General features: G+C 58.5%; 26 protein-coding genes and 1 tRNA gene. 12 read left to right on the plus strand and 15 right to left on the minus strand.

The genetic code is table 11. The annotated features are described in order from the left end of the window. From ACFO5Q_RS01100 to ccmA, 6 genes are all read right to left on the minus strand, one after another. Entirely contained in the window at positions 1–1971 is a 1971-nt protein-coding gene (locus tag ACFO5Q_RS01100; RefSeq protein ID WP_068150963.1) for a heme lyase CcmF/NrfE family subunit, read from the minus strand. After that, positions 1968–2447: a cytochrome c maturation protein CcmE gene (gene ccmE, locus ACFO5Q_RS01105; RefSeq protein ID WP_068150966.1), complete on the minus strand. Its 480-nt coding sequence runs from the start codon at positions 2445–2447 to the stop codon at positions 1968–1970. The genes ACFO5Q_RS01100 and ccmE overlap by 4 nt, the downstream gene beginning before the upstream one ends. Then, a complete protein-coding gene (ccmD, locus tag ACFO5Q_RS01110; RefSeq protein WP_068150971.1) occupies positions 2447–2626 on the minus strand; it encodes a heme exporter protein CcmD in 180 nt (59 codons plus the stop codon). Before ccmD ends, ccmE begins: the two co-directional genes overlap by 1 nt. Then, positions 2626–3345, minus strand: coding sequence for a heme ABC transporter permease (locus tag ACFO5Q_RS01115; protein ID WP_068150973.1), 720 nt, complete (start codon positions 3343–3345; stop codon positions 2626–2628). Before ACFO5Q_RS01115 ends, ccmD begins: the two co-directional genes overlap by 1 nt. Before the next feature lie 75 nt (positions 3346–3420). Next, positions 3421–4113 carry a heme exporter protein CcmB gene (gene ccmB, locus ACFO5Q_RS01120; RefSeq protein WP_231727314.1) on the minus strand — a complete coding sequence of 231 codons (693 nt, stop codon included), beginning with the start codon at positions 4111–4113 and terminating at the stop codon, positions 3421–3423. Then, positions 4110–4793, minus strand: coding sequence for a heme ABC exporter ATP-binding protein CcmA (gene ccmA, locus ACFO5Q_RS01125; protein ID WP_068150981.1), 684 nt, complete (start codon positions 4791–4793; stop codon positions 4110–4112). Before ccmA ends, ccmB begins: the two co-directional genes overlap by 4 nt. 154 nt (positions 4794–4947) lie before the next feature. Here ccmA and ACFO5Q_RS01130 point away from each other — a divergent pair, with 154 nt between their 5' ends. Then, positions 4948–6405, plus strand: a complete 1458-nt coding sequence (locus tag ACFO5Q_RS01130; protein ID WP_068150985.1) for a phospholipase D-like domain-containing protein — start codon at positions 4948–4950, stop codon at positions 6403–6405. A gap of 2 nt (positions 6406–6407) precedes the next feature. On the opposite strand, the gene ACFO5Q_RS01135 is transcribed toward ACFO5Q_RS01130, so the two are convergent. After that, positions 6408–6926, minus strand: coding sequence for an Mpo1 family 2-hydroxy fatty acid dioxygenase (locus ACFO5Q_RS01135; protein ID WP_068150988.1), 519 nt, complete (start codon positions 6924–6926; stop codon positions 6408–6410). A gap of 122 nt (positions 6927–7048) precedes the next feature. Here ACFO5Q_RS01135 and ACFO5Q_RS01140 point away from each other — a divergent pair, with 122 nt between their 5' ends. Beyond that, positions 7049–7912 carry a crotonase/enoyl-CoA hydratase family protein gene (locus tag ACFO5Q_RS01140; RefSeq protein WP_068150993.1) on the plus strand — a complete coding sequence of 288 codons (864 nt, stop codon included), beginning with the start codon at positions 7049–7051 and terminating at the stop codon, positions 7910–7912. Positions 7913–7980: 68 nt separating this feature from the next. On the opposite strand, the gene ACFO5Q_RS01145 is transcribed toward ACFO5Q_RS01140, so the two are convergent. After that, the gene (locus ACFO5Q_RS01145) at positions 7981–9627 is read right to left on the minus strand and encodes a SulP family inorganic anion transporter (protein WP_068150996.1); all 1647 of its coding nucleotides are present in this window, start codon (positions 9625–9627) and stop codon (positions 7981–7983) included. Between the two features lie 35 nt (positions 9628–9662). After that, on the minus strand, positions 9663–10295 hold the full coding sequence (locus ACFO5Q_RS01150; RefSeq protein ID WP_068151000.1) for a carbonic anhydrase: 633 nt from the start codon (positions 10293–10295) through the stop codon (positions 9663–9665). A 162-nt stretch (positions 10296–10457) separates the two neighbouring features. Here ACFO5Q_RS01150 and ACFO5Q_RS01155 point away from each other — a divergent pair, with 162 nt between their 5' ends. From ACFO5Q_RS01155 to ACFO5Q_RS01190, 8 genes are all read left to right on the plus strand, one after another. Beyond that, entirely contained in the window at positions 10458–11429 is a 972-nt protein-coding gene (locus tag ACFO5Q_RS01155; RefSeq protein WP_068151003.1) for a hydrogen peroxide-inducible genes activator, read from the plus strand. A gap of 353 nt (positions 11430–11782) precedes the next feature. Next, positions 11783–13510: a diguanylate cyclase gene (locus ACFO5Q_RS01160; RefSeq protein WP_082720024.1), complete on the plus strand. Its 1728-nt coding sequence runs from the start codon at positions 11783–11785 to the stop codon at positions 13508–13510. A gap of 30 nt (positions 13511–13540) precedes the next feature. After that, positions 13541–14440, plus strand: coding sequence for a patatin-like phospholipase family protein (locus ACFO5Q_RS01165; protein ID WP_068151009.1), 900 nt, complete (start codon positions 13541–13543; stop codon positions 14438–14440). 124 nt (positions 14441–14564) lie between these two features. Further along, entirely contained in the window at positions 14565–15803 is a 1239-nt protein-coding gene (locus ACFO5Q_RS01170; protein WP_068151012.1) for a cytochrome P450, read from the plus strand. Positions 15804–15814: 11 nt separating this feature from the next. Then, positions 15815–16471, plus strand: coding sequence for a hypothetical protein (locus ACFO5Q_RS01175; protein WP_068151016.1), 657 nt, complete (start codon positions 15815–15817; stop codon positions 16469–16471). Beyond that, positions 16468–17043, plus strand: a complete 576-nt coding sequence (locus ACFO5Q_RS01180) for a hypothetical protein (protein ID WP_068151017.1) — start codon at positions 16468–16470, stop codon at positions 17041–17043. Before ACFO5Q_RS01175 ends, ACFO5Q_RS01180 begins: the two co-directional genes overlap by 4 nt. Continuing rightward, a complete protein-coding gene (locus ACFO5Q_RS01185) occupies positions 17043–18458 on the plus strand; it encodes a Dyp-type peroxidase (protein ID WP_068151021.1) in 1416 nt (471 codons plus the stop codon). The genes ACFO5Q_RS01180 and ACFO5Q_RS01185 overlap by 1 nt, the downstream gene beginning before the upstream one ends. 433 nt (positions 18459–18891) lie before the next feature. Continuing rightward, entirely contained in the window at positions 18892–19434 is a 543-nt protein-coding gene (locus ACFO5Q_RS01190; protein WP_156432032.1) for a hypothetical protein, read from the plus strand. A gap of 19 nt (positions 19435–19453) precedes the next feature. Here ACFO5Q_RS01190 and ACFO5Q_RS01195 read toward each other — a convergent pair. Beyond that, positions 19454–19530 (minus strand) — tRNA-Arg (locus tag ACFO5Q_RS01195). Between the two features lie 167 nt (positions 19531–19697). On the opposite strand from ACFO5Q_RS01195, the gene ACFO5Q_RS01200 reads away from it, so the two are divergent. Further along, positions 19698–21236: a sensor histidine kinase gene (locus ACFO5Q_RS01200; protein ID WP_068151027.1), complete on the plus strand. Its 1539-nt coding sequence runs from the start codon at positions 19698–19700 to the stop codon at positions 21234–21236. 21 nt (positions 21237–21257) lie between these two features. Here ACFO5Q_RS01200 and ACFO5Q_RS01205 read toward each other — a convergent pair whose 3' ends face one another. After that, positions 21258–22016, minus strand: coding sequence for a sulfotransferase-like domain-containing protein (locus ACFO5Q_RS01205; RefSeq protein WP_231727315.1), 759 nt, complete (start codon positions 22014–22016; stop codon positions 21258–21260). Beyond that, entirely contained in the window at positions 22016–22948 is a 933-nt protein-coding gene (locus tag ACFO5Q_RS01210) for an aminotransferase class IV (RefSeq protein WP_068151030.1), read from the minus strand. The genes ACFO5Q_RS01205 and ACFO5Q_RS01210 overlap by 1 nt, the downstream gene beginning before the upstream one ends. A 104-nt stretch (positions 22949–23052) precedes the next feature. Between ACFO5Q_RS01210 and ACFO5Q_RS01215 the strand changes: the two genes are divergently transcribed. Further along, on the plus strand, positions 23053–23844 hold the full coding sequence (locus tag ACFO5Q_RS01215) for a thermonuclease family protein (protein ID WP_068151033.1): 792 nt from the start codon (positions 23053–23055) through the stop codon (positions 23842–23844). 63 nt (positions 23845–23907) lie between these two features. Here the strand turns inward: ACFO5Q_RS01215 and ACFO5Q_RS01220 are convergent, their stop codons facing one another. The 3 genes from ACFO5Q_RS01220 to fdxA form a co-directional block, all read right to left on the minus strand. After that, entirely contained in the window at positions 23908–24789 is an 882-nt protein-coding gene (locus tag ACFO5Q_RS01220) for an RNA polymerase factor sigma-32 (RefSeq protein WP_068151036.1), read from the minus strand. Between the two features lie 194 nt (positions 24790–24983). Next, entirely contained in the window at positions 24984–25481 is a 498-nt protein-coding gene (locus tag ACFO5Q_RS01225) for a CarD family transcriptional regulator (protein WP_068151039.1), read from the minus strand. 422 nt (positions 25482–25903) lie between these two features. Beyond that, positions 25904–26239 (minus strand): ferredoxin FdxA, encoded by a 336-nt coding sequence (gene fdxA, locus ACFO5Q_RS01230; RefSeq protein ID WP_068151042.1) that lies wholly within the window; start codon positions 26237–26239, stop codon positions 25904–25906. Positions 26240–26357 lie beyond the last annotated feature (118 nt).

The raw sequence follows: 26357 nt of genomic DNA on the forward strand, positions 1-26357 counted from the left end.
TCAGGCCTCCGCTTTCACTTGCTTCGCCTTGGGCGCGCCGATCCGGAGCCGGCGATCACTGAGCGACAGGAAGCCCCCCAGCACCATCAGCGCGGCACCCAGCCAAAGGCCGGAAACGAAGGGCTTGAAATAAAGCCGGACAGACCAGCGCCCGCCGCCCGCGGCTTCGCCGATCACGGCATAGAGGTCCCCCGACGCCAGCGACAGGATCGACGCTTCGGTCGTGTTCATCACCGGGTCCGTATAAAGCCGGTCCTGCGGGTCCAGCGTGCCAATCGCGCCCTTGGTTTTGTGGCTGGCGAAGAAATAGCCCTCAATGGCGGTAAAGTTCGGCCCGACAACCGGTTTCACACCGTCAAAACGGATGTCATAGTCGCCCACTGTAGCTGTGTCCCCGGGTTCCATTACCAGAAGCTTTTCTTCGGTCCAGGCCTCGGAAATGGTGATGCCGAACAGGAGCACGGCAACGCCAGTATGTGCCAGGCTCATACCCCAGCTGGCGCGCGGCAGGCCCTTGACCCGACGCAGGAAGGCGGATGGGTTTTTGAAAAGCTGCGTGCGCTCAGCGATTTCCAGAACCACTGACGCCAGAAGCCAGGTGGCCAGCACCAGACCGAAAGCTGTCATCAGGATACCGCCCGCCGACTGCCAAAAGACGTAAAGCCCAACCACCAGCGCCACAATCGCGGCGGGCAACAGCGTTGTGGCCGCGCGCGGAAGTCGCCCACGCTTCCAGGCCAGCAAGGGCCCGAAGCCGAGTGCGACGATAAGGGGGCTCATCAGCACCACAGCGCCATATTCAAAGAAAGGCGCCCCCACACTGATCTGTCCGGCGTTTGCCGCTTCCAAAAACAGCGGATAAAGCGTGCCCACAAGCACCACGCCCGCAAAAGTGGACAACAGGACGTTATTGAGCACAAGCGCGCTTTCGCGGCTCACGAGCCCAAACAGGCCACCCGGCGTCAGCTTTGGTGCGCGCCAGGCATAAAGCGCCAGCGATCCACCGACCACCACCACCAGGAAGCCCAGGATAAAGACACCGCGCGCCGGGTCATTGGCAAACGCATGCACGCTGGTGATCACGCCCGAGCGCACAAGGAAGGTCCCGAGAAGGCTGAAGGAAAAGGCAACAATCGACAGCAGGATCGTCCAGCTTTTGAGCGCGTCGCGCTTCTCGACCACGATAGCGGAATGCAAAAGCGCAGTTGCCACCAGCCAGGGCATGAAGCTTGCGTTCTCGACCGGGTCCCAGAACCACCAACCGCCCCAACCAAGCTCATAGTAGGCCCACCAGGACCCAAGGATGATACCGGCTGTCAGGAACATCCAGGCCACCAGCGTCCAGGGCCGCACCCAGCGCGCCCAAAGGGGGGTCACCTCACCTTCAATCAGCGCTGCGACCGCAAAGGAAAAGGCAACCGACAGGCCCACATAGCCGAGGTACAGCATGGGTGGATGAAAAGCGAGGCCGGGGTCTTGCAACAAGGGGTTCAACCCATTGCCTTCAATCGGCGCCGGGTCAAGCCTGAGGAACGGGTTGCTGGTGAAAACGATGAACAGCAGGAAGCCAAGCACCAGGGCGCTCTGGACCGCGATCACCCGCGTACGGAAGCGTTGCGGCAGTTTCTTACCCTTGACCGAAAGCGCGGCTGCGAAAAGCGTGAGCATCAACACCCACAAAAGGAGGCTGCCCTCGTGGTTGCCCCAAACACCCGCGATTTTATAGAGGAGCGGCTTGGCCGTGTGCGAATTGGCAGCCACAGCATAAACGGAGAAGTCCGAGATCAGATAGCTGTAGGTCAGCGCGCCAAAGGCGATCAGGGCCATCAGGAACTGGCCAAGGGCCGTGTTGTCGGCCACCGTCATCAGGCGGCTGTCGGCGCGGGCAATGCCCACATGCGGCACGGTTGCGCCCAGAAGCGCCAGTATCAGCGCCATGATGGTGGCGAAATGGCCGAGCTCTGCGATCATCGGCCGGTCTGCCCCGCTGTCAGGGCTTCGGGGTGGCTGCAGGCCTCTTCATTCTTTGGCATGGTGCCGGGGGCGGCGTAGTTTTCGTCATGCTTGGCCAGAACCGTATCGGCCACAAACACGCCTTCAGCATTCAAGGCGCCTTCGGACACCACGCCCTGGCCTTCGCGGAACAGGCTGGGCAGCATGCCGGTGAAGCGCACCGGAATATCCGCCGCACAGTCCGTCACACGGAACTCGTACGTCAGGCCATCGTCCTTGCGCTCGAACGTACCCGTTTCCACCAGACCACCCAGGCGGAAGCGCTGGCCGGGGGCGACTTTTTGCTGGAACACTTCGCTGGGCTGCAGGAACAGATTGAAGCTGCCCGTCTGGCGCCCGGCGAACACAATCAGGAAGGCCGCAAGCGCAAGCACAGCCACGGCCACGATCATCACCACAAGGCGCTGTTTCTTCCGTGTCTTCAAGCCCGCCATCAATTGTCTCCCGCCGTCGGTTTCTTGCGCCGCTTGGGTCGCATGCGTTCCACCTGTTCAGCTGCCGCCTTGTTGGCGCGCAAGCTCATGACCAAAAGCGCCACCAGCCCAACCGCGGTCACGCCGTAAGCGCCCCACACGAAGGGGCCAACGCTGCCCATGTCGAAAAGGTCTGTCATCAGCCGTTCACCCTGCTCATGCGCAAAACACTGAGTTTGCGGCGGTTGATCTCAAGCTTCATCCTATAGAGAAACACGACGACAAAATAGGCCTTGAAGGCGATGGCCATGGTGAACAAGGGCCACAGCATCTCACCGCTGATGGTCGGGCCATCCAGGCGGAAGACGCTCGCTGGCTGATGGAGCGTGTTCCACCATTCGACCGAGAATTTGATGATCGGCAGGTTGATTACGCCCACAAGCGCCAGAATCGAAGCCGCGCGGCCCGCCTTTTCTTCCTCATCCATGCTGCGCCAGATGGCCATATAGCCAAGATACAGGAAGAACAGCACTAAGACCGATGTCATGCGGCCGTCCCACTGCCAATAGGTGCCCCAGGTGGGCTTGCCCCACAGCGCGCCGGTGATCAGCGCAAGGGCCGTAAAGGTGGCGCCGATGGGCGCGGCGGCCTTGCCTGCCAGGATCGCCAGCGGATGGCGCCAGACAAATTCGGTGAAGCTTGCGCCCGCCACCACCAGATAGCAGAACATGGCCATCCAGGCTGCAGGCACATGCACATACATGATGCGCACGCTTTCGCCCTGCTGCCGGTCCGGCGGGCTGCCAAAGAAGGCCAGATAGAGGCCGTAAATCAGGCATGCTGCCAGCACAAGTTTCGCCCATGGCAGAATCTTGTCTGCCAGGCGGTTGAACTGGGCTGGATTGGCGAATCTATGCATGGCCCTTACCTATAGTGAACCCCCTTTGGCCGCAAGTGCGACTTGATGCCTCACACACCCTTGTTATCCCCAGCGCTATTCAAGCGATAGCCGGAGCGCCTGCGCGCTGACGAACGGCCCCACCACAAGCGCCAGCAAACTGGCGGCCCCCAGAAGCGCAAGCGGCTGGGTAGCGTCCACCAGCCCGGCTGTTGCGTCCACCGCGCCAACGGCGAAAATCAGCGTTGGCACATATAAGGGAAGTACGAGAAGCGACAGCAGCACCCCTCCCCTGCGCACCGATACCGTCAGCGCCGCGCCCATGCTGCCGATCAGACTGAGCGCGGGCGTGCCGACCAGGAGCGATATCAGCAGCGTACCATAAGCGCCGTCCGGCAGGTTCATCAGCATGCCCAGGATGGGCGAGACGACAACAAGCGGCAGCACAGTGGAGACCCAGTGCGCCAAGATCTTGGCCGCGGCCACACCTGTCAGCCCGAGGGGTGACAGGGCCAGATCATCCAGGCTACCGTCCTCAAAATCCGCCTGATAGAGCCGATCAAGGCTGATCAGACAGGCAAGCAAAGCCACCACCCAGATCACGCCCGGCGCGATGCGTGCCAGCACCTGCGGTTCCGGCCCCACACCAAACGGGAACAATGTGACGGCGATCAGGAAAAAGCTGAGCGCCATGGTGCCCGTGCCGCCCTGCGACCAGGCAAGGCGCACGTCACGCCTGACGATGCCGAAGAAAATGCCGCTAAGGGAAGTTTCCTGAGCCGAGGTCACAACCATTCCTCCTCAAGCTCGATTTCCGGTTGGTAGTCGCGCATGTCGATCATCGCACCCTCAACGCCAATCGGGTCATGGGTCGCGGCGATGATCATGCCGCCCATGTCCAGATGCTTGCGCATCAGAGCCGCGAGCGCATCGCGGTTCTCGGCATCCAGGCCCACGGTGGGTTCATCCATCAGCCACAGGGGGCGCGAAAGGTACGCAAAGCGCATCAGGTTGGACCGGTGCCGCTGCCCGCTTGAAAAATAGCGCACAGGCTGGTCCAGAAGCCCGGTCAGTGCGAACACTTCAGCGGCTTCAGCGAGCGCTACGTCGCCCACCGCACGGCCGGTCATGAGGCGCATGAGCTCACGCGCGTTTTCCCGAAGCGTCAAAACGGGCTTCAGCGCATTGTCGTGCCCGGCGTAAATCAGCGCTTCCGAAAGCGCCGCGTCGCCATGCGCCCAAGCCTCATCGCCATACTTGAGCGTGCCGCCCTGGGCGCGCAAGAACCCCGCAATCAGGCGCAACAGCGTCGATTTGCCGCTGCCGTTTTTGCCCCTGAGGTACAGAAGCTCACCCGGTTTCACTTCGAAAGAAAGATGGTCGAACACCATTCGCCCGCCCCGGAAACAGGCAAGGTCGTCTGCCCGCAAAGGCTTGGGCGCGGTCGCGAATGTTGAAGTCAAGGCCATTGGCGCACGCTAGCGCCATTCAATCCCCCGCTCAAGCAAGAAATCAGCCAGCAATTTCAGCTATCTAAGGTCATGCACCGAATTCCTTATTGGCCCTTCACACCGTGGGCTAATCCCCTATATGGTGTTGTAGCGACTACGGGAATGGGGATGTATGAATCTGGAAGCACTGATATGGCCTAACGGCTGGCTGATTGTGGGCTTTGTTTTCCTGGCCCAGATTTTGGCCAGCGTCCACATTCTGCGCACCAAAGACGATGTGCGGTCGGCCATCACATGGATCGGCCTTGTCTGGATCGCGCCCATGCTGGGGCTTCTGAGCTACTTCCTGTTCGGCATCAGCCGCATCCGGCGCCGGGCCCGGCGCGTGCGGGAACGCCAGGGCATGGCGCCCCGGTCCGCCGACACCCACGACCCCGAAGGCCCGTGCCTGACAGAAGGCGTGCCCGAAGCCCCCAATCGCTGGCAGGCTCATGCGCGCCTTGGCGGCAGGGTGACCAACCTGCCGCTGACCATGGGCAACAGCATTGAAGCCCTGGCCGGTGGGCGCGAGGCCTATGACGCCATGATCCAGGCGATCGATGCCGCAGAACGCACCGTGGCACTCACCACCTATATCTTCCAGGCCGACCAGGCCGGCAGGCGCTTTGTCGCGGCGCTGGCTCGCGCGCACGAACGCGGCGTTCAGGTGCGGGTGCTGGTGGATGCCGTGGGCAACCTTTATGGCCTCAAGCCTGTGTCGAACCTTCTCAGGCGGCGCGGCGTGCCCGTGGCGGTGTTCAACCCCGCGCGGCTGTCCTGGCGGCTGGCCTTCTTCAACCTGCGCACCCACCGGAAGCTTCTTATCGTTGACGGCAACACAGGCTTTGCCGGCGGCATGAATATCCGCAAACACCATCTGGAACGATCAGACGGCAGCCCGCGTGTGCGCGATACGCACTTTCGCCTGAAGGGCCCGATTGTCAGCCAGATGATGGAAGCCTTCGCCGATGACTGGGCCTTTTCCACCAAGGAAGACCTGGATGATGACGTGTGGATGCCGCCAGCTGAGCCGCAACACCCTGGTGTAACGGCCCGCGCCATCCCGGATGGGCCGGACGAATATTACCACAAAACCGCGATGATCATGGAAAGCGCACTGGGGGGCGCGCGCAAACGCGTGCAGCTGGTGACACCCTATTTCCTGCCTGAACCGGCGCTGATCTCTGCGCTCAAGCAGGCGGCGCTCAGGGGCGTGCAGGTGGACATTCTGGTGCCCAGCCAGAACAACCTGCCCTTCTTTGCGCTGTCGTCGCTTTCAGGCGCGCGGCAGCTCGTGCAGATCGGCTGCAATCTGCATCTGTCCGATCCGCCGTTTGACCATACCAAACTGATGATCGTGGATGACGACTGGGTGCTGTTCGGGTCATCGAACTGGGACGCGCGGTCACTGAAGCTGAACTTCGAATTCAATGTGGAATGCTATGACACGGCGCTGGCCATGACCATGACCAAATGGGTGCGCAAGCGCATGGCGGGCGCCACGCTGATGACGGCGGAAGACTTCAAGAACCGCTCCACCTTCAAGCGTGCAATGGGACGCGTGCTGTGGCTTCTTAGTCCTTACCTTTAAGGTTATTCACCCTTCGGCAGATATTTGACAGCGCGGGCTTCCACGTCTGCCTTCAGCGCCTGCTCCAGCCCCAGCATGAACAGCACCTCTGCGATCAGGAAGGCTGGCGCAATGAATACCTGGGTCAGGTTGTCAAAAAGCGCGGGCTTGCGGCCTTCGAAAATATGGCCGGTGAACTGGATGACCCAACCAACAAGGAAAAGAACCACAAAGCTTTTGACGGCAAAGACTGTGCCTTCAAGCGCCATCACTTCCGCGAAATACAAAAGCGCTCCATAGATCAGCACCGCGATCGTGCCGATAAGCGGGGCATTGACGATATAGTATAAAAGGAGCACGCCGATAAGCACGGCGGCAAGCGTGAAGCGCCCGACCTCGAAGGTCATCAAGGGCACGGTGCTGGCAAGCACCAGAAGCGAGAAAACGATCATCGGCACGCCGATATGGTGCGTTGCCTGGTTGCGGCCGTCGCGGTGATAGGCCGAATACATCGCCAGTTGTTCCAGAAACCAAGTTTTCATGCGTGCCTCCCTCCCACAGGATTTCGCCTAAAATGGACTGAACAGTCTTGAAAGGCAAGCGCTACCACCCTTCCCAAATGCGCCCTGCGCCCTAGTCTCTATGACAAACAGGGAGCACCATAATGAGCTATGAAACGCTGACATACGAACAGGACGGCCCGGTTGTGACTGTAACGCTGAACCGGCCAGACAATATGAATGCCTTCACCCCGACCATGGGGCGGGAGATGGAAGAGGTGCTGGACCGCGCGGACGCGGACGACAGCGTGCGCGCCGTCATCTTCACCGGGGCCGGGCGCGCCTTCTGTGCGGGCATGGATCTTTCGGCAGACGGCAATGTGTTCGGGCTGGACGAAAGCATCGACCCGCTATCCCCGGAGATGGAGCGGAACCGGGACACCGGCGGGCGCGTGGTGCTTCGGATGTACCGCATGAAAAAGCCGCTGATCGCAGCCATCAATGGCGCAAGCGTGGGCGTGGGCACCACCATGCAGCTGCCGATGGATGTGCGCATCGCATCGCCCTTCGCCAAGTTCGGTTTCGTGTTCGCAGAGCGCGGCATCACGCTGGAGAGCTGCTCAAGCTGGTTCCTGCCGCGCCTTGTGGGCATCGCGAAAGCCGCCGAATGGTCCTACACCGGTCGGGTATTCAAGGCTGATGAAGCACTTGAGGCCGGGCTGATTTCAGAGATTGTCGAACCCGACGCGCTGCTGGCCCGCGCGCGGGAGATCGCGGAGAGCTTTTCCGCCCGCACCAGCGCGATGTCGGTGGCGCTCAACCGCCAGCTTCTGTGGCGCATGATGGGCGCGAGCCACCCGATGGAGGCGCATAAGGCAGAGAGCCGCACCATGCTGCACACCAGCATCCGCGACGGCAAGGAAGGGGTGCAAAGCTTTTTGGAAAAACGCGACCCGGATTTCAAAGACCCGATCTCTGGCGGTGCGCCCGCGGGTTTCGACTGGGACGCCGAGCCCGATTTTTCCTGAACGGCCACCTGTGGCAAAAAAAATGGGCGCCTCGCAGGGCGCCCAAGTTGGATAGGAAGAGTGAATTACTAGGCCGGTACAGCTGCGCCAGACAGCGTATCGGTTTGATCTTTTTCAATCAGGTTGGCCGCTTCCTTGAGAGCCACCTTGCGGTTGTCGAACCAGTGATCGTCCGACATGGCCGTTGCAATGGCCAGGCCATCGATCACGGACCGGACCTCTTTCGAGGCACCAACGAAGAACAGGCCTTTGCCGGCGTGGGTGGCATCTTCAACGATGGTTTCAACAGCCTTCGCAGCCGACAGGTCCAGGAACGGTACGCGGGTGAAATCCATGATCAGGATACGCGTGGAGCCGTCAGCCTTTTCCCGTACGTGGTGACCAAGGTCAGCCGCCGCACCGAAGGAAAGCGGGCCGCCAAAGTCAAAGAGGGATACACGGCCGCCAAGCTGGGTCAGAAGCTCACGCTCTTGTGGGTCAACCACTTCGCGGTCGATCACCTGCAGGTTTTTGATCTGCTGCTCGGAGAGCTGCTTGATGAAGGCGAGAGCCGCCAGCACCACACCCACTGCAACAGCGGTGATCAGGTCAACGAATACAGTCAGGCCAAGCACAACAGCCATCAGCGCCAGGTCCCAGCGTGGGCCCTTGTGGGCACGCTTGAGGTACGTCCAGTCGATAATGTCGTAGCCAACCTTGATCAGGATGCCCGCGAGTGCGGCGTGTGGGATCAGGGAAGCCACAGGGGCAAGCACCAGCGCAATCGCGAGAAGCACAATACTGTGCATCATGCCGGAAAGCTTGAACTGGCCACCAGAACGGATGTTCACAACCGTCCGCATGGTGGCACCGGCACCAGGCACAGCACCAAAGAGACCGGCAACCGCGTTACCAATGCCCTGGCCCACCAGTTCCTTATTCGAGTCATGGCGCGTACGCGTCATGTTGTCGGCCACAAGGGAGGTCAGCAGGCTGTCGATCGCACCAAGAAGCGCCAGAAGGATAGCCGCTTCAAAAACGACGAAGAGCGAATCCTGCGAAAAAGCCGGCATGATGAAGGACGGCAGACCCGTTGGCACGTCACCAAGGATCGGCGCACCGGAGAACATCACCGACAGGCCAGTCGCGATGGCGAGGGCCGCAAGTGGTGCGGGGATCCATTTGCCCAGGTTTTTCGGCCAGAAGAAGACGATGGCAAGCGTCAGCACACCGATGCCGAGAGCAACCAGGTTCGGGTCCATCACAGCACCCGGAATGGAGGCAATGGCCGGAATCGTGCCGCTGCCTTCTGGCTCGTGACCAAACAGGCGCGCCATCTGAAGTGCAATGATGATCACACCGATACCGCTCATGAAGCCCGATACAACGGGATAGGGCACAAGCCGGATAAACTGGCCGAACTTGAAGATCCCGAACAGGATCTGGATGATGCCTGCCAGTACAACCGCGGCAAACACAAGCGCCGGGTCACCGGCGAGGGTTGCAAATACGCCAGCGAAAACAACAACCATCGGGCCGGTTGGGCCGGATACGTTACTGCCTGTGCCGCCGAACAGGGCAGCAAAGAAGCCGACGATAATGGCGCCGTAAAGACCCGCAATCGGGCCAGCGCCGGACGCTTCACCAAAGGCAAGCGCCAGCGGCAGCGCCACGATGCCGGTCGTCAGACCGCCCATCACGTCGCCGCGCAAATTGCTAGTGGGGATGAATTTCATTTTCTTGTCCTGCTGTCTTTTGTGAGACCGCCGCGTTACGCGACGGCTTTCTGGTCAGCCAGCGATGTGAAGTTGCCAGTGTCCGCGTCATAGGCATGCACTTCACCGTGACCAATGTCATAGACCCAGCCGTGCAGCTTGATCTTGCCTTCAGCCAGGCCTGCTGCCACCACAGGGTGGGTGCGCAGGTGCTGAAGCTGCAGCAATACGTTTTCTTCCGTAACCGCCTTCAGGAAATCCTTGCCTTCAAGGTCAGGGTACTTGCGGCGGGCAACAGCAACGGCAGCGCGACTGTGCGCCAGCCAGTTGGACACGTGCGGGAGTTCAGTCAGCGCCTCAGGGTTGATGGCACCTTTCATGGCGCCGCAGTCAGTGTGGCCGCATACAACAATGTCGGTCACGCCCAATACTGCCACAGCAAACTCGATCGATGCCGTGTTGCCGCCGGTGTGGGTGCTGTGGGGAGGCACGATGTTACCAGCGTTCCGGCAGATGAACAGGTCGCCAGGCTCAGCCTGGGTGATCATGCCTGGGTCGATACGGCTGTCAGCGCAAGTGATCATCAGCACTTCAGGGCTTTGGCCCGATGCGAGATCCGCAAACAGCTCTTTGCGCTCTGGGAAAACTTCGTGTTTGAACTTCAGTACGCCGTCAACAATTTTGTCCATCATACTCTCCTGGGAATCTGGGCCGCCCACCCGCTGGGAAGAAACCGGGTGAACGGCAGAAATACTTCGCTGGATACGATGTATTGAGAGTCATGTGATAATTCAATTGCCATATTTTCATATTTTATGATAGATAATAGCTATCACATGAATGAGGCAGCCATGGCAGACATCGGACACCCAACGCTTAAACAGCTCAATTACCTTCAGGCGGTGATCAAGGCGGGCAGCTTCCGCGGCGCGTCCCAGAAGCTGGGGGTATCGCAGCCCACTATCACGTCCCAGATCGCTGCCCTTGAGGAAGCGCTGGGCATGACGCTTCTGGAGCGGTCGCGGTCAGGCACGATTCCGACGGCCGCAGGGCGGGACCTGATCCCGCACATCACCAATATTGAGACGGAGGTGAATGCGATCCGCGAGCAGGCACGCTTTGCCAGCACTGGCGGCAGCGGCGTTCACCGGATGGGCGTGCCACCAACGCTGGGCCCCTATTTCCTGCCAGAGGTGCTCTCCGAAGTTCATGCTGCAGACCCGACGCTGAGGCTTTATGTGCGTGAAGCTACCCCCCGGGAACTGGAAAACGGCCTGATCGATGGACGCTACGACCTGATTCTCACCACCATGCCGGTTGAGATCGGCGGCCTGGTGGTCGAGCCCCTGTTCGGCGAGCCGTTCAAGCTGTGTGCCCCACCGGACCACCCCCTTGTCGGCAAGGGCATGGTGAATGCCAGCGCCATCCGCGGGGAACGGCTTCTCGCGATTGAAGAGCGGCACCGGCTGTTCGAGCAAATGCAAGCCATGGCGAACCAGTTCGGGGCCCATCTGATGCGCGATTATGAAGGCACCAGCCTGGATACCGTGCGGCAGATGATCGGCACAGGCTTTGGCCTTGCCTTTCTGCCCGCGCTTTATATCCGAAGTGAGATCGACCCCAGAAATGACGTCACGGTATTGGAACTGAGCGAAACCCCATCCGACCGGGACGTGGTGCTGGCCTGGCGACCGACAGCAGCAAAGCGACAGCTATACCGCTCGCTCGCCAGCCAAATGCGCCGCGTCTGCCGCGAAAAACTGTCGGAATGCCTGCATGTGGCGGCGCCCCAATCCGCAGGCGGATCTGCTGCAGCGGACTGATAGCCGTCACGTCACAACCAAGGGCATGCCGGCTCTTTTATCATACCGCCTGTACCGAAGGCACATGCGGGACAATAGCCTATTTGCGCGACTTTCGAACAATAAATAGCGTGAACCAGACAAAAAGCCTGTACTGAGCATCCAAATCCATACTAAAATTATATAGTTTTTCTCGGACACATCCCAATTAACGGATGCATTAGTTGCGAAATACCAAAAAAAATGAGGGCTTTATCAAATTGTTTTGCTAGATTGGCTTCAAGAAGACCTTGGTGGGGGCATCAACTTTCGTATGAGGCCGGATTGGGAACCCTTGTTCCTGCTTGTGATGAATAAAGTGTGGTAAAGCGACTATGGCTTTTTGGAAATTGATGCTGGCATCCCTGTGCTTTGCGCTCTTGACGCTGTCGCAGTCAGTCCAGGCTGCAGCACCTGTGGAGATAGACGGCCTCCGGTCAGTCATCGATGTTACGCCGCATCTGGATATCCTGGAAGATACTGACTATCAGTTCAGCGAGACCGACCTCAGGGACGCTTTCTTCGATGCGCGGTTCGAACCCCTATACAGGGGTGCTGCCAACTATGGTTTTTCGAAATCCGCCTGGTGGGTGCGCTTCAGCGTGAAAAATAGCGGCGACAAGGCCGACAAGGTGACTTTCAAGCTCGACTATCCGCTCCTTGACTATGTCGATGTCTGGGTTTTCTCCGGCAAGGAACTGATTCAAAGCTGGGAAACTGGCAACCGGCGCGCCTTCGACAGCCGCCCCATCGGCCACCGCGATTTCCTTTTCCCACTGACGGTTGAGGCCGGCGAACAGCAGACCATCTACATGCGGGTTCGTACGGACGGGCCTGTCAATATCGGCCTGTCGCTATACGGCCAGCATTCCCTGTTACCCAAGATCGAACTTGAGTATCTGGCCTTCGGTGCCTATTTCGGCGGCTTCCTGTTGCTGGCGCTGTGTATTTCACTTCTATATCTGGTGGATCGCCATCTGGCGTTTCTCTATTACCTGACATACATCTTGAGCTATAGCAGCTACATGATGGCTTTCAATGGCCTGGCGTTCCAGTATCTGTGGCCAGACGCACCAGAATTTGGACAGATCAGCCGACCTATCCTGCTGACGCTGTCGATTATATTCCTGCTGCAGTTCTCAAGGTCGCTTCTGGGCATCAAAAGCCTGTCGCCGTTTTTACATCGCGCCGTTACCGGCCTGCAGCTTGTCCTGATGCCAATCCTTCTTTTGGTGCCTTTCGTCGGCTATGGCGCCCTGGTGATGCCGCTGGCAATTCTTAACCTGGTTGCTCTTGGCCTCGTGTTGGCGATGGGTGTCACAGCCCACCTGCGCGGCGAAGCAGCGGCACGCTATTATCTGATGGCCTGGTCTGTGTTCCTTGTGGGGCTTCTGCTTTACCTGCTGAAGGTCTTTGGCCTGTTGCCGCACAATTTCATCACCCATTACGGCTTCCAGGTCGGGTCTTTCTTCGAATTTATCTTCCTGTCTGCAGCCCTGGGCGTGCGGGTAAAGCAGCTCAGGCACCAGTCGCACATCGACACGCTGACGGGCCTTGCCAATCGGCGCCATTTCGATGAAGAGCTGCAGGCGGAATTCAATGTCAGTTCCCGCCCCGAAGCTGAGCTGTCGCTTCTTGTCATCGACGTGGACAACTTCAAGGATTTCAACGACCAGTTCGGCCATGCCGCTGGGGACGAAATTCTGCGTCACCTCGGAGAGGTCTTCAATACCCAGATCCGCCGCCCAGGAACGGCATACCGTTATGGCGGAGAAGAATTCACAGTGCTCTTGCCCCGTACTAGCAAGGAAGCAGCAATCCTTCTGGCCGAGCGGCTGCGGGAACAGGTTGCCGGGGACCCGGCGCTCAAAACAGTGTCTATCAGCATCGGTGTGGTCAACTGCCATGACAGCAAATTCGCCACCGCCGCCGACTTTTTCGACGCCGGGGACGAGGCGCTCTACCGGGCCAAGGACGCAGGTCGCAACTGTGTAGCCACCTATCGCCCGCAGGCCAAGGACCAGCCTGCCCCGGCAAGCGCTGCCGATACCGCCCCCGCCTGAAAATAGACAAGATAGACAACGGGGGGCGTCATGACATCGGGCGACACCAGGATTGAAAATCTGGTTTTCGAAGGTGGTGGTGTGCGCGGCATTGCCTATGCCGGCGCGCTGAAACTTCTTGAAGAGCGGGACCTCATGCAGGGGGTGACAAAGGTTGCAGGGTCATCGGCAGGCGCGTTTGCAGCTCTCCTCCTTAGTCTTGGTTATTCATCGGACGGCCTTCGGGACGCCCTTAAGTCACTTCAATTCAAAACCCTTGAAGACAAGCCCAATCCGATCCGCATTGCCACCCACTATGGGCTCTATAAGGGTGAAGTGCTATATGACTGGATCGCGAGGCAAGTCACCAGCCTGGACCTACCGGAAAATATGACATTCGCCCAGCTGGCGAACGAGGGTGCGCGAGACCTGAAGGTTTTCGCGACTGACCTGAATATCCGCAACACCCGCGAATTTTCGGCCGCAGCAACACCTGATGCGTCTGTTGTGGGGGCTGTACGGGCCTCCATGTCGATCCCGCTGATGTATGCCGCCTGGCAATTCCCCGACAGCATCCCGAACAACCATATCTATGTAGATGGCGGCACTGTCTATAATTATCCGATCAATGCCTTTGATGGGCCCGGCGGCGTGGACGACCGCACGCTTGGCTTCTGTTTCAGTGGTCGCAGCTACGAACGCGAAGACCTGGAACTGGACAATCTTTTTGAATTCACCAAAAGTCTGTTCGCCACGCTCCTGAGTGCCCAGACAATCGATTTCGACCGAGACCCTGAGCAAACCCGTCGCAGCGTGATGATTGACGATCTTGGGTTCAAGGCCACAGACCTTGGCCTTTCTGCAGAGAATTTTGATCAGCTCTATACCGCCGGTTACCAAGCAACAGAGCGATATTTAAAGGCGCGGTCAAGCCTGGATACAACCCTTTAAGCTGACCGCCTGTTCAGGAAACTGGACAGGCTCGCGCAGGTTGGATAGTCTCATCCTGTGACGGAAAGTCACAAACATGCCGTGGGGGCGGCATATGGATAGGCACATATCAGGGGGTTACCGCATGAAGCCAGCTGCGGGGACAGAGAAGCTATCCAGCCATCAGGATAAACGACCAGGACCAATAGCCCAGTTCCTGACCACACTCGTTGTCCGCCGGATCATTCCAGGCACTTTTGCCATTCTCAGGCGTTTCGCGCCCGCGTTCCGGTTTCCTTTCACCAATACCGTCATCGTCACCAGCTTCGACCTGGTGCAGGAAGTATTCAGCCGCCAGAAGGATTTCCCGGTGCCCTACCAGCGCCAGGTGGACTATCTGGACTGGGAACCAACCTTCCTTCTGGCGATGAAAGACACGCCCGCCTACTGGGAAACTCTTGAAAATGTGAAAAAGCTGTGGCGCACCGAAGACCTGAAGTTCGTTGGCGAGATCGCGAATGAGGTCAGCAATGACCGGCTTGATAAGGCAAACGGCAAGATCGACGCGATCCAGGACCTGATGGTGCCGGTGACCGAAGCAGTGATCGACCGCTATTACGGTGTGCCCATCCCTTTGGAAAAGCGCGCAGCCTTCTTTAATGGCTGCATGCATGTGGCAGGCTTCCTTTTTGGCGCTCAGTCCACCGCACCCAAGGTGGTCGCTGCCGCACAGGAAGCGGTAAAGATCGTGTGGGAAGTGATCGACGGCGCCATCGCCGCCGCCCATAAGAACCCGCTGCCGGACACCACGATTATCGGCCGCTGCCACAAGGACAAGATCGTCGACGACCAGGCGCTCAGGTCCTACCTGATGGGCATGATCATGGGATACCTGCCCACCAACACGCTGGCGAACGGCCATGCGCTTGACGTCATCATGAACAACCGTGACGCTTATGCGACCGCGATCGGTGCCGCCGAAGCAGACGACAGCGACCTGATGCTGCGCTCGGTCCATGAAGCGCTGCGGATCAGCTATATCCTGCCCGGCCTGTGGCGCACGGCGCCCGTGGACCAGGAAATCGGCATCGGGTCCAAGAAGACATACAAGATCAAGAAAGATCAGTTGATTTATATCTCTGGCATGTCAGCCATGAAGGACAAGCGCCGGATTGTCGACCCGAACAAGTTCGATCCGAACCGGTCGCCCGACGTCTATATGGTTTATGGCTATCACTTCCATTACTGCGTGGGCGACAAGATCGCCGACACCATGATGGAAGAGATTTTCACCGCCATCTTCAAGCGCAAGCCGAAGGCTGGGGGCAAGATGATCTATAACGGGAATTTCCCCTGGAACTTCAATCTTTCTTATAAAAATTAAGGGGGTGCGCCATGCCGCTTGTTCCCATTCATTTCAAGGGCAAGTCCAACCCCCTGACCGTGATCACGCCGGTCAAAAAGGGGTGGGGCCGCTTCCTGACGAACGCCATCCTGTTCGTGTTCCATCACCTGCCGCTCGGGGTGGTCAAACAGCTGGCCTTCATCCATTTCGCCCGCTGGATTCTGATCAAGGGCAACAAGCTGCCGCGCCTGAGCGAAGACCAGCCGGTTGAAGACAACTGGCCCTACGATTTTTATGTCTTCACCACCAACTTCAATGGATCGTGGGACCAGTATATCGACGCTTTCGGCCGCATCCATGCGGTCTCCAAGGGCCTGAATATGCTGTGGTACACCAGCGAAGGCTTCCCCGGACCCTGGCCGATGCGGCTTTTCAAGCGCTATATCCATTATTTCACCGCGCCACAGCATCTTTACTACAACGCCTACCCAGGCGCGACCGTGCGCGATATCGATGCCGCCACCAAGCTGAACGCTGAACTTGAAGCTTTCCTTGAAGACACGAAGGACGAGATGGACGACGCCGAGTTCGGTCGCCGCTACCGCGCCTTCGTCAATCAGGTATCGCCGTGGCTTGGCAAAACCGGGCTTGAAGAAAAACACGAGGCGCTTGCCCACCGCGCCGTGCCGATGGAGCTGAGCCAATGACCGATCACAGTTTCCTGACCGTCATCTCACCCATTGAGCATCGCCGCAATGACCCGGACGGGCGTGAGGCCACCATTCGCAAAACGCTGCTGGCGCATGAACAGGACGATAGCCCCTTCACCGATTGCCCGATGGTGCATATGGCCCGTATCCAGATTCTGGATCAGGCTGTGCCGCCCATGGGCGACACGTCAGGTGCTGCGCTCAAAAGCAAATATCTTCTGTTCGCGATCGATATCGACGGCCGCGTGGATGACTTTCTCGACAGCCTCTACAGGCGCGATGCTGACTTCGTCCACAATGTTTGGGGCCAGTGCATCGGCTACCCGGACTTCAAGGGTGCTGTCTTTTTCCGGCGCTATATTGACGCCTGCAGCTTCAGTAACCCGCTTGGCTATGCGGGTTTTGACTTGAGCGTGGGGGACACGCTTCTGATGCTCACACGCAAGAACGCGCTCGCGGACTTTGTCTCGGCCCATCAGGGCAAGAGCGACAAAGAGCTGCAGGCCGCCTGGCGCAAAAGCCGCGCGGACCTCGCCACCCCCAATCTGCCAAAGCCGGGAAGTTTCTGATGAGCAGCACAACGATCAACACCAAAGACATCCAGGGCATTTTCAAGGGTTTTGGCCTGGCGTGGCCCAAGGGGCGCTTTTTCTTCCTGAACTACAAGAGCGACAAGGCGGGGCGCGCGCTCCTTAAGCACCTCTGCCCGCTCACCAGCTTTCATGACCTCAAGACAGTCAAGCCGGATGTGTGCGTAAACGCCGCCTTCACGTGCGCAGGCCTTGAGGCGCTCGAGCTCGATAACGACCTCCTTTATAGCCTGCCGGAGGATTTCCGCGACGGCATGCGCAGGCGGGCCAGCATCAATGGCGACGCGGGCGACAGCGCCCCTGAACATTGGGAAGACATCTGGGAAGGTCACCAGGTTCACCTGTGGGTTGGCGTCTATGCTCGCACCGACGCCCAGCTCAAGGACTGGGACAAGGCCTTCACCACCTGGGTATCCAAGACAAAAGGTATTTCCATTGTCGGCAGCCAGGATGTCAGCCGCCTTGTCTCCAGCCCCGATGTGCCGGTCTATCTCGAAGACAAAGACAGCCAACCGCAAAAACCTGTGCTGCTGGAGCATTTCGGCTTCAGGGACGGCATCGGCAACCCGCCGATCAAAGGGCTGAATGACAAGCACATCACCGGCGGCGGACGCATCAATGCGAAAGGCGAGTGGGAGGACTTCCCGGCGGGCGAGTTCCTCCTGGGCCATGTGGACACCAATGGCGAGATCCCGCTCGCGCCCAAGCCGGACGGCTTTTCAAGAAACGGGTCCTTCATGGTGCTGAGGAAGCTCGAACAGAATGTGGACTTGTGGCGGGACTATATGAAGGGCCAGGCCAAGAAACTGGATGCTGACGCAGATGATATCGCCAGCCGCATGGTGGGCCGCCGGCGCGACGGCACGCCGCTGATGCCAGCCCATGACGATTTCGATTTCAAATATTCATCAGACCCCGAAGGCCGGGTGTGCCCCCTGGGCTCGCACATGCGGCGCACCAACCCGCGCGACAGCTTCGGCGCTGATTTCGGCTCGCTGCTGGTGGACCGGCACCGCATTCTTCGTCGCGCCATCACCTATGGTGAGCTGGTCCCCACCGGCAAGACACAGGCGGAAGTGAACGGCGAGGAGGGCCAGGGCCTGATGTTTATTGTGCTGAACGCCAGCATCTCGCGCCAGTTCGAATTTGTGCAGCAGCAGTGGGTGAACTACGGTAATGAGTTCGACCAGGGCAATGACCGCGACCCCATTATCGGCACCCAGTGCGGGCACGACCAGATGGTGATCCCGGGCGACAATGCCGCCGGACGCGAAACAATGGTGTGCGACGCGCTGCAACAGTTCGTGGTGTGCAAGGGCGGGGACTATTTCTTCCTGCCAAGCATCAGCGCCTTCACGGCCCTCGCCTCCGACGCGGAAGGCTGGCGGCGGTAAGCTTTATATGGCTCCCCAAACGACAAAGAAAATGTGGCGGAACAATCTAAAGCTTTTTGCTTATGGGTGGGTGCTACTGTTTATCTCGATGGTACTAATCAGTAACGGGTACAAATGGGGTTTCCTGGTTGTCGCAATTGGTTGGCTTGGTGGGGGTAATTTACTGGTATTTACGGTCTGGGCAACTCGTTGCCCAGCCTGCAACAAACACCTTGTACTGAGGAACGCCTTTTATTCGAACCCCTTTTGGGCACCGAAACACTGCCCTCGCTGCCAAAAAGAATTGCCATGAACTTTCACCTGGTCCTCGATGAGTTCCTCAGAGAGTTTTAGGAAATACATGGCCAACTTCGACCTGAATGCGGATAAAATTATCGCATTCTAGATTGGGGGACATCATGAATTTCCGTGAAGAAATTAAATGGGGGAAACAGTGAACCGAATTGAACGGTATCTACTCAACGAAGCCAAGAAGCTGGGCAAAGGCAAGCTCTGGCTGGGAATTGTTGCGTCAGCGTTCCTAGGAATTGTCATGCTATTGGTGGACGGGGCCAAATCAAACAAGGCTTGGCCCGAAGAACAAGAGCTAGATATTGCGACAGGCAGCGTAACTCAAATCCAAGAACAACGAAAAGATGTCCTCTTCAATCTCTCAAATAGCCCGTATACTTTTCAGTATATGCCACTCTATGGCCGCAAACGACAAGCTATCGAAGATGCGCTTCGGCAACCAAACGGGGTTATAACCGTCCGCTTCCAACTGGACACCAGCATCAATGAGCTTGGCATTCAGCGAAAATACCAAACAGTCCTTGCGCTCAGTAACGGTCAACAAGAGGTTTTGAGCTACGCCGATTCACAAGCCACTTTCGCATCAGACCGCAATTTATTGCCCTGGTTAGTAGGACTTGCACTGTTCGGGCTCGTGGTTTTCGCCTACCAGTTGCGGCTGCTTAATAGAAACGGGACTCGATGAACCGCCCCTGTTAAAATAGTGGTGACCCCGACAGGATTCGAACCTGTGGCCCCCAGATTAGGAATCTGGTGCTCTATCCTGCTGAGCTACGGGGCCATGCCATGGCATGCCTATGCGGTTTAGCCGCAATCCAAAAGCGGGTCAACCATGTCGAAGCAGGCACGCGGCGGCAGGCGCAAAAAATGCAGAAAACTGCGCTCTTCTTACAGAATATTAACCTATTCCGCGTCTGATATCCTTGTAGCTCCTGTTGAGGAATCACTGTGGATTTTCACCGACTTGTCGCACCGGTCTTCATTGCGGTTGCCGCCAGTATCGCGGCGTTCGTTGGTGTTGTAATTGTTGCCGCATCACTGCAGGACGACGCGGCACTGGATGCTGAAGCCAAAGTGATTGAGCAGGATATCGCCTCCCTTCCCAAGTCCCTTGGGGTCCTGGCTGAAGACAATGCCTGGTGGGACGAAGCCGTTACCAACATCACGCTTGAAGAAGACATCGAATGGATGGACACCACCATCGGCGAGTCTGTCAGCGGCATTGAGGATATCCATGGCCTGCTGGTTGTCCGGCCGGACGGCAGCCTGGTCTATTCCAGTTTTGTTGAAGACCTTCCAGCGCCCCATGTGCTTCTGGATGGCGGCTTTCAGGATCTGGTCCGGTCGCTGCCGGAACCCAAACCACGGGAACCGGTCAGCCAGTCCGGCTACCTCCTGGCTGACGGCCAGTTGCTGGCGTTCGGCGCGAGCCTTGTCCAGAACACAGGTACAAATGACCTTGATGACGAGGTGGCAAAACATGGTCACCCGGCGATCATTTTCATCGCCCACCTGTCTGAAATGCGCCTTCAGGGGATGGGCGCGGCCAACGCCATTAAAGGCCTGTCTCTGCTCGACCACCCGGGACGCGCGGATACAACATTACCGGTCATAGATTTCACCGGTAAACCTGTGCGGTATCTGACATGGCAAACGGCGGCGCCCGGATCAGAGATGATCAGTAAGATGCTGCTGCCCGCCGCCATTCTCTTGCTGATTGTGGTGCTGGCCATGGCGCGTTTCATGCGCCGTGCCAACCAGCTGTTCCGGGAGCTTGAAGGCGCCAACAAAGCCAAGTCAGCCTTCCTGGCCTCCACCAGCCATGAAATCCGCACGCCGCTGAATGCCATCCTTGGCTTTACCGAGCTGATGTCGCTTGAGCTTTACGGCAAGGTGGAAGGCGAGAAGAACAAGGAATATCTGACACTGATCCGCCAAAGCGGCGAGCATCTCTTGTCTATCATCAACGATATCCTTGATATTTCCAAGCTCGAGGCCGAACGGTTCGATATCTATGCCGAGAAGGTCGACCCCATTCTGGTGGTGGACGCCAGTTGCAAGATCATCCAGGCGCAGGCCAATGAAAAGCAGATCGAACTGACCAAAGTTTGCGAGCCGGCAGAGCTTTATAGCGACGAACGGATCATGCGCCAGGTGTTGATCAACCTACTGTCTAATGCGGTGAAATTCACCGAACCCGGCGGACAGATCATGGTTTCCGGCCATGTCGTGAAAGGCCGCTACCAGCTGGTGGTACGCGATACCGGGATCGGCATGACACGCGAGAACATCCAGAAAGCCCTGTCTCTCTTTGGTCAGGTGCAGGGCGAATATGCGCGCAACCACACCGGAACCGGCCTTGGCCTGCCGCTTGTCAGCCGATTTATGGAACTGCTTGGCGGCGATTTCGCCATCAGCTCCGTGCCGGGCGAAGGCACCACCGTCACGCTGGGCTTCCCACTCTACGGCACCAAAGATCAGGCCTGACCAGCTGCGCGCAGGGCCCGGTCAAATCCGGTAGCGGCCCATTTCCTCATAGATGGGCATGGCGGCGTCAGCGATGCGCTTGAGGCTGTCGTCCAGCTTTTCAAATTCTGCCTCGCGGGAGGCATCATTCCGGCCGGCAAAGCCGGTTGACCGTTCCACCCCCGCATACCACCAGGGCGCCCAGACACCGTCACTATCGCGCGGCCCCTTGGGCCACGAAAGCATGGCCGCATCAAATGGGATATCGAGCGCCTCGCAAAGCCGCATGAGCGCGCCTTTTGGCTCCGCCTGCACATCGGCGCTGTCGATCACCGGCGGCGCCTTGCCGATACGGTCCGCGACCATGTGGAACAGCTCCAGCTGGCGCTCCAGGCCCAGGTCCTTCAGCGTCACGTCCGGCCGCGATTTGATATAGCTCGCCAGCATATGACGCGGGTCCCGCACCAGGAAGGCGTTCCTGAAGCCCTTCGTCCAGTCAAGGCCGATCGAGGGCAGCATATGGTGGCACATATGCTTTTGGTAAAAGATGCTTCTGCCCGCCGGCAGGGGCGCCAGAAGGTCATCCACCACCGCCTGCCAGCTGGTGGGTTGCTCCTTCAAGATCAGGTCACGCCCCGGGTGGTCAAGCCCCGTTTCCTTCAGGTAAACGGCATAGAAGGGTTCATCCACCACGATGGTATCGGCCCGGTTTTCAAACGACCGCATCATGGCGGTCGAGATATTCCGGGGGCCGGACCACATGGCGATGCGGATGCTTTCGCCGGTCATCTGGTCTGTCATCAGCTGCGCCCCTTCGCGACCTCGGCCTCAATCCGCGCCTTGTATAGCCCGCGCAAGCGCTCAACCATCGGGCCGGGCATGGCGGCGCCCTCATCACCAATGGTGCGGCCGTCCACATCCCCCACCGGTACAAGGCCCGCGAAGGTGCCAGTGACAAATGCTTCGTCCGCGCCATATACATCGGTCAGGCTGAAATCTTTCTCGTACACCGGGATGCCCGCGTCACGCGCGCATTCAATCACCATGGAGCGGGTGATACCGCCCAGGCAGTATTTCCCGCTTGAGGTCCAGACCTCGCCGTCACGCACAATGAAGAAGTGCGTGCTGTTGCAGGTGGCGACAAAGCCGTGCGGGTCCAGCATCAGGGCTTCGTCCGCGCCCGCCTTGGCGGCCTGGATGCAGGCGGTAATGCAGTTGAGCTTCGAATGGCTATTGAGCTTCGGGTCCTGCACGTCCGGCGCGCCGCGGCGCACATGCACGGTAAAGAGCTTCAGGCCTTTCTCCAGCGTGGTCTTGAGCGGCGATTTGAACTCAGGAATGATCACGATGGTCGGATCACCGATGGTCACGCGCGGGTCCTGGTAGGGCGTGGCCTTGATACCGCGGGTAACCATCAAGCGGATATGGCCGCCCTCCGTCATCTGGTTCCTGTCTATGGTCTCATAGAGGCGGGCCTTGAGCTCAGCCGGCGTCAGCCCGATATCCATATCAATCGCCTTTGCGCCTTCATAAAGCCGCTTCATATGCCGGTCGAGGAACGCAATCACACCGCCATGAACACGCAGGCCCTCCCACACGCCATCACCCAGAATGTAGCCACTGTCGAAGACCGAAACCTTGGCGTCTTCGCGGGCGAAATAATCGCCGTTCACATTGATCTGAATATCGCGGTTGCGGGGGTCGTCTTCATAGTCGTGCGTACCGTGCGCCATAAGATTTCTCTTTATGCTTTCTCTTTTGTTTTCTGTTTCTCGGCCTGGCCCAAAAGGGCTACAGTCATCCAGGTCCGATGGGCAAGTCAGGGGGAGGATGAAACATGATGCCATCAAGGGCAATCCTTATATTGGTCGCGATGCTGTCTGGGCAAGCCGCTGGCGCGGTCGAGCTTGACCGAACGGGCCTGGAGGATTGCGGCAAGGTCACCGGGACGGGTGCCATTGGCGGGGCGCGCTTCACCACCACCGACGGCCAAACCGTCAAGCTGGCGCTGGTCAAGGGGCCGGAGCTATGGAAAAAGGGCGACCCCTACAAGAGCTGGCCGCACGCCGAAGCAGCGCGCGCGGCACTCCTCGCGCTGACCGATGGGCAGGAAATCACGCTTTACTGTGAAGGTGCGAAGACCAATCGCGAAGGCGAATTGGTAGCACATGCGCTGCTGGCAGACGGGCGCTGGCTACAGCATATGCTGGTTGAAGACGGCCATGTGTTTGTCTTCCCGCGGCCCACGCGCAGACGGGGGCTGGAAGTGCTCTATAGGGCCGAAGACCAGGCCCGCGCGGACGGCAAGGGCCTGTGGGCCTATGATAACCTGAAGGCGGTCGATGCACTGGGGCCGGATGTGCGCACCGGGTGGTTCCAGATCGTACGCGGGCGGGTTGTGGGCGCCAATGAGGTTGGGCCCACCATCTATCTGAATTTCGGTGAGGACTGGCGCACAGACTTCACCATTGAAATCCCGGGCTCCGCCAAGCGGCACTTTGACAAGGCCGGGTTGGATCCGTTGGCGCTGGAAGGCAAGGACGTGGAAGTGCGCGGCTGGATCGATTTCAAGGGCGGGCCCAGGCTCCTCCTTCAGGGGCCGGGGCAACTCCGCACCATCGCGCCATAAGCCGGCAAATAAAAAGCCGGGCGACGAGCCCGGCTTCTGTGAATTGTGGGAGAGGCAAAAGGCCTAGCCGCTGGCAAGGCCCGCCATGCGTGGGTCGCCCACCTCAGAAATCAGCGCCTGCTTCAGCTTGCCCAGCGCCTGCGCCTCCAGTTGGCGAACACGCTCCTTGGAGATACCCAGCTGATTACCAAGCACGGCCAGCGTCACACCCTCTTCGCGGAGCTGACGCTCGCGAATGATGAAGCTCTCACGCTCTGTCAGGCTGCCCATGGCGCGCTCGATCAGCGCGGCCTTCTTGGCCCCATCGACATTTTCCATATATTCCTGATCCGGGCGCGGGCTTTCGCTCACCAGAAGGTCCTGCCATTCCTGGGCGCTTTCATCCGCCACCGGCGCGTTCAGCGACCGGTCAACACCCGACAGGCGGCCTTCCATGGCTTCCACGTCCTTCAGGCGCACGCCCATTTCGTCCGCGATCTGGTTGCGGGACCCCATGGAAAGCGGCCGGTCCGGGTCAACACCCATGCGGGCCTTCAGGCGCTTCAGGTTGAAAAAGAGGGCTTTATGGGCGCTTGTTGTGCCCGTGCGCACGATCGACCAGTTCCTGAGAACATAGTCCTGCACAGCGGCGCGCACCCACCAGCTTGCATAAGTAGAGAATCTCACATCCCGCTCCGGCTCAAACCGGTAGGCGGCTTCCATCAGCCCCACGGTGCCTTCCTGGATCAGGTCAGCGACAGGCAGGCCGTAATGGCGATATTTGCTTGCAGCGGCGATGGCCAGGCGGAGGTGCGCTTCGGTCAGCTTTTTCAGCGCGTGTTCATCGCGCTCCTGCTGCCAGGAAAGCGCCAGTTCGCCTTCCTCATCCCGGTCCAGCATAGGGACCTTCATAGCAAAGCGAATAAGCTTCCGGTCATCACCGGTGGCCCAGTTTCCACGACTCATTCATTCCCTCCCAAGAATTAATGTGATCGATTAATGTCGCGCATTATGACCCTAAAAGATTCAAATTGCAGCAACTTTTTTGGGGATTCTTAGTTTAGCGTTCCTTTGTCACGGGATTGTGTCTTTCCATACGAAAAAGCCCGCCCCCGGGATCACCAGGGACGGGCTTTTTGAACGTGGTCTGAGCCGTTTGCTTAAGCGGCCAGCTCTTTTTCGAGCTTCACCATTGCTGCGGCTTCGTCGATGTCTTCGACCGCAGCCAGTTCACGCGCGAGGCGACCAAGGGCCGACTCGTAAATCTGGCGTTCGCTGTAGGATTGCTCGGGCTGGTCAGCGCCGCGGTGCAGGTCGCGCACCACTTCCGCGATGGAAACCAGGTCACCGGAATTGATCTTTGCTTCATATTCCTGCGCCCGGCGACTCCACATCGTGCGTTTGATGCGCGCTTTGCCCTTAAGCGTCGTGAAGGCTTCCTTGAGCGTTGCGTCCGAAGACAAGCGACGCATACCACTGGCTTCCGCCTTGGTCGTTGGAACGCGAAGCGTCATGCGCTCTTTTTCAAAGCGGATGACATAGAGCTCAAGTGCGAGACCGGCGATTTCCTGGGTCTCAAGCTCGGTAATGCGGCCTACGCCGTGCTTCGGGTAAACGATATAGTCGCCAACTGCATAAGGATGTTTTGATTTTGCCATAGTGGTCCTTAGTCCTTCTTTACATTAGCCGGCCTACCTGTGTAGGGTTGGACGTCCTCTCGGGCATGCACGTTTCCCCATTTGGGGTCGGCAGAGGCTGTCCGGGCGGGCAATAAAATTGCGCCGACCCTGCACTGGGCCAAAAAAAACCGTTGCTGCCCCAGCTCCGGGAGCGCAAACAGGCTTTAAAAAGCGTTTCAATTATAGGCGGTTCCAGCCACCACACAGCTAAAGGCTTGGCGCCCTTATTGCCGCGTCAATCACCGTCTTATACCACAAATTTCACTAATATGACAGTGGAAAGATGCCTGTATTTGGCTCTATTGCTGGATTTTAGACGATTTTACACGAAAAAGGGCCCCGCCGATATGGCCGAGCCCCTCAGGAATCATTGCTGCAAAAGCAATAAATCAGGCGAAAAATCAGTCGCCCTTGCCTGGATTGGTCGACAGAAGCTCTTTCTTGCCTTCCTTGCCTTTCCAGTCATCCGCGTCAGCAGGCGTTTCGCCCTTGACCGTGATGTTCGGCCATTCCTCGGAATATTTGGTGTTGATCTCGAGCCATTCCTCGAGCCCGTCTTCGGTATCAGGCAGGATGGCTTCGGCCGGGCACTCAGGCTCACACACGCCGCAGTCGATACACTCGTTCGGATTGATCACGAGGAAGTTCTCGCCCTCGTAGAAACAATCCACCGGGCAAACCTCAACGCAGTCCATATATTTACATTTGATACATGCCTCAGTGACAATATACGTCATGAGTGTCTCCTTAACTGTGCCTGTTCGCATTCAGCCGGGCTGGAAGGCGGCTGTGCGATATAATCATTAGTTCGCTTTATGCCCAAAACAATCCCCCCTCGCAACGCCTTTATGTGCA

Source organism: Kordiimonas lipolytica (assembly GCF_042651265.1).
Classification (GTDB): domain Bacteria; phylum Pseudomonadota; class Alphaproteobacteria; order Sphingomonadales; family Kordiimonadaceae; genus Kordiimonas; species Kordiimonas lipolytica.

Bases quoted from the DNA above. Each gene is read 5' to 3' on its own strand.
- ACFO5Q_RS01115 (WP_068150973.1), bottom strand. From the start codon at position 3,345: ATGCATAGATTCGCCAATCCAGCCCAGTTCAACCGCCTGGCAGACAAG.
- ccmA (WP_068150981.1), bottom strand. From the start codon at position 4,793: ATGGCCTTGACTTCAACATTCGCGACCGCGCCCAAGCCTTTGCGGGCA.
- ACFO5Q_RS01155 (WP_068151003.1), top strand. From the start codon at position 10,458: ATGGCAGACATCGGACACCCAACGCTTAAACAGCTCAATTACCTTCAG.
- ACFO5Q_RS01165 (WP_068151009.1), top strand. From the start codon at position 13,541: ATGACATCGGGCGACACCAGGATTGAAAATCTGGTTTTCGAAGGTGGT.
- ACFO5Q_RS01175 (WP_068151016.1), top strand. From the start codon at position 15,815: ATGCCGCTTGTTCCCATTCATTTCAAGGGCAAGTCCAACCCCCTGACC.
- ACFO5Q_RS01215 (WP_068151033.1), top strand. From the start codon at position 23,053: ATGATGCCATCAAGGGCAATCCTTATATTGGTCGCGATGCTGTCTGGG.
- ccmD (WP_068150971.1), bottom strand. From the start codon at position 2,626: ATGACAGACCTTTTCGACATGGGCAGCGTTGGCCCCTTCGTGTGGGGC.
- ACFO5Q_RS01185 (WP_068151021.1), top strand. From the start codon at position 17,043: ATGAGCAGCACAACGATCAACACCAAAGACATCCAGGGCATTTTCAAG.
- ACFO5Q_RS01140 (WP_068150993.1), top strand. From the start codon at position 7,049: ATGAGCTATGAAACGCTGACATACGAACAGGACGGCCCGGTTGTGACT.
- fdxA (WP_068151042.1), bottom strand. From the start codon at position 26,239: ATGACGTATATTGTCACTGAGGCATGTATCAAATGTAAATATATGGAC.
- ACFO5Q_RS01135 (WP_068150988.1), bottom strand. From the start codon at position 6,926: ATGAAAACTTGGTTTCTGGAACAACTGGCGATGTATTCGGCCTATCAC.
- ACFO5Q_RS01145 (WP_068150996.1), bottom strand. From the start codon at position 9,627: ATGAAATTCATCCCCACTAGCAATTTGCGCGGCGACGTGATGGGCGGT.
- ACFO5Q_RS01170 (WP_068151012.1), top strand. From the start codon at position 14,565: ATGAAGCCAGCTGCGGGGACAGAGAAGCTATCCAGCCATCAGGATAAA.
- ACFO5Q_RS01130 (WP_068150985.1), top strand. From the start codon at position 4,948: ATGAATCTGGAAGCACTGATATGGCCTAACGGCTGGCTGATTGTGGGC.
- ACFO5Q_RS01160 (WP_082720024.1), top strand. From the start codon at position 11,783: ATGGCTTTTTGGAAATTGATGCTGGCATCCCTGTGCTTTGCGCTCTTG.
- ACFO5Q_RS01100 (WP_068150963.1), bottom strand. From the start codon at position 1,971: ATGATCGCAGAGCTCGGCCATTTCGCCACCATCATGGCGCTGATACTG.
- ACFO5Q_RS01180 (WP_068151017.1), top strand. From the start codon at position 16,468: ATGACCGATCACAGTTTCCTGACCGTCATCTCACCCATTGAGCATCGC.
- ACFO5Q_RS01205 (WP_231727315.1), bottom strand. From the start codon at position 22,016: ATGACAGACCAGATGACCGGCGAAAGCATCCGCATCGCCATGTGGTCC.
- ACFO5Q_RS01225 (WP_068151039.1), bottom strand. From the start codon at position 25,481: ATGGCAAAATCAAAACATCCTTATGCAGTTGGCGACTATATCGTTTAC.
- ACFO5Q_RS01210 (WP_068151030.1), bottom strand. From the start codon at position 22,948: ATGGCGCACGGTACGCACGACTATGAAGACGACCCCCGCAACCGCGAT.
- ccmE (WP_068150966.1), bottom strand. From the start codon at position 2,447: ATGGCGGGCTTGAAGACACGGAAGAAACAGCGCCTTGTGGTGATGATC.
- ACFO5Q_RS01150 (WP_068151000.1), bottom strand. From the start codon at position 10,295: ATGGACAAAATTGTTGACGGCGTACTGAAGTTCAAACACGAAGTTTTC.
- ACFO5Q_RS01220 (WP_068151036.1), bottom strand. From the start codon at position 24,789: ATGAGTCGTGGAAACTGGGCCACCGGTGATGACCGGAAGCTTATTCGC.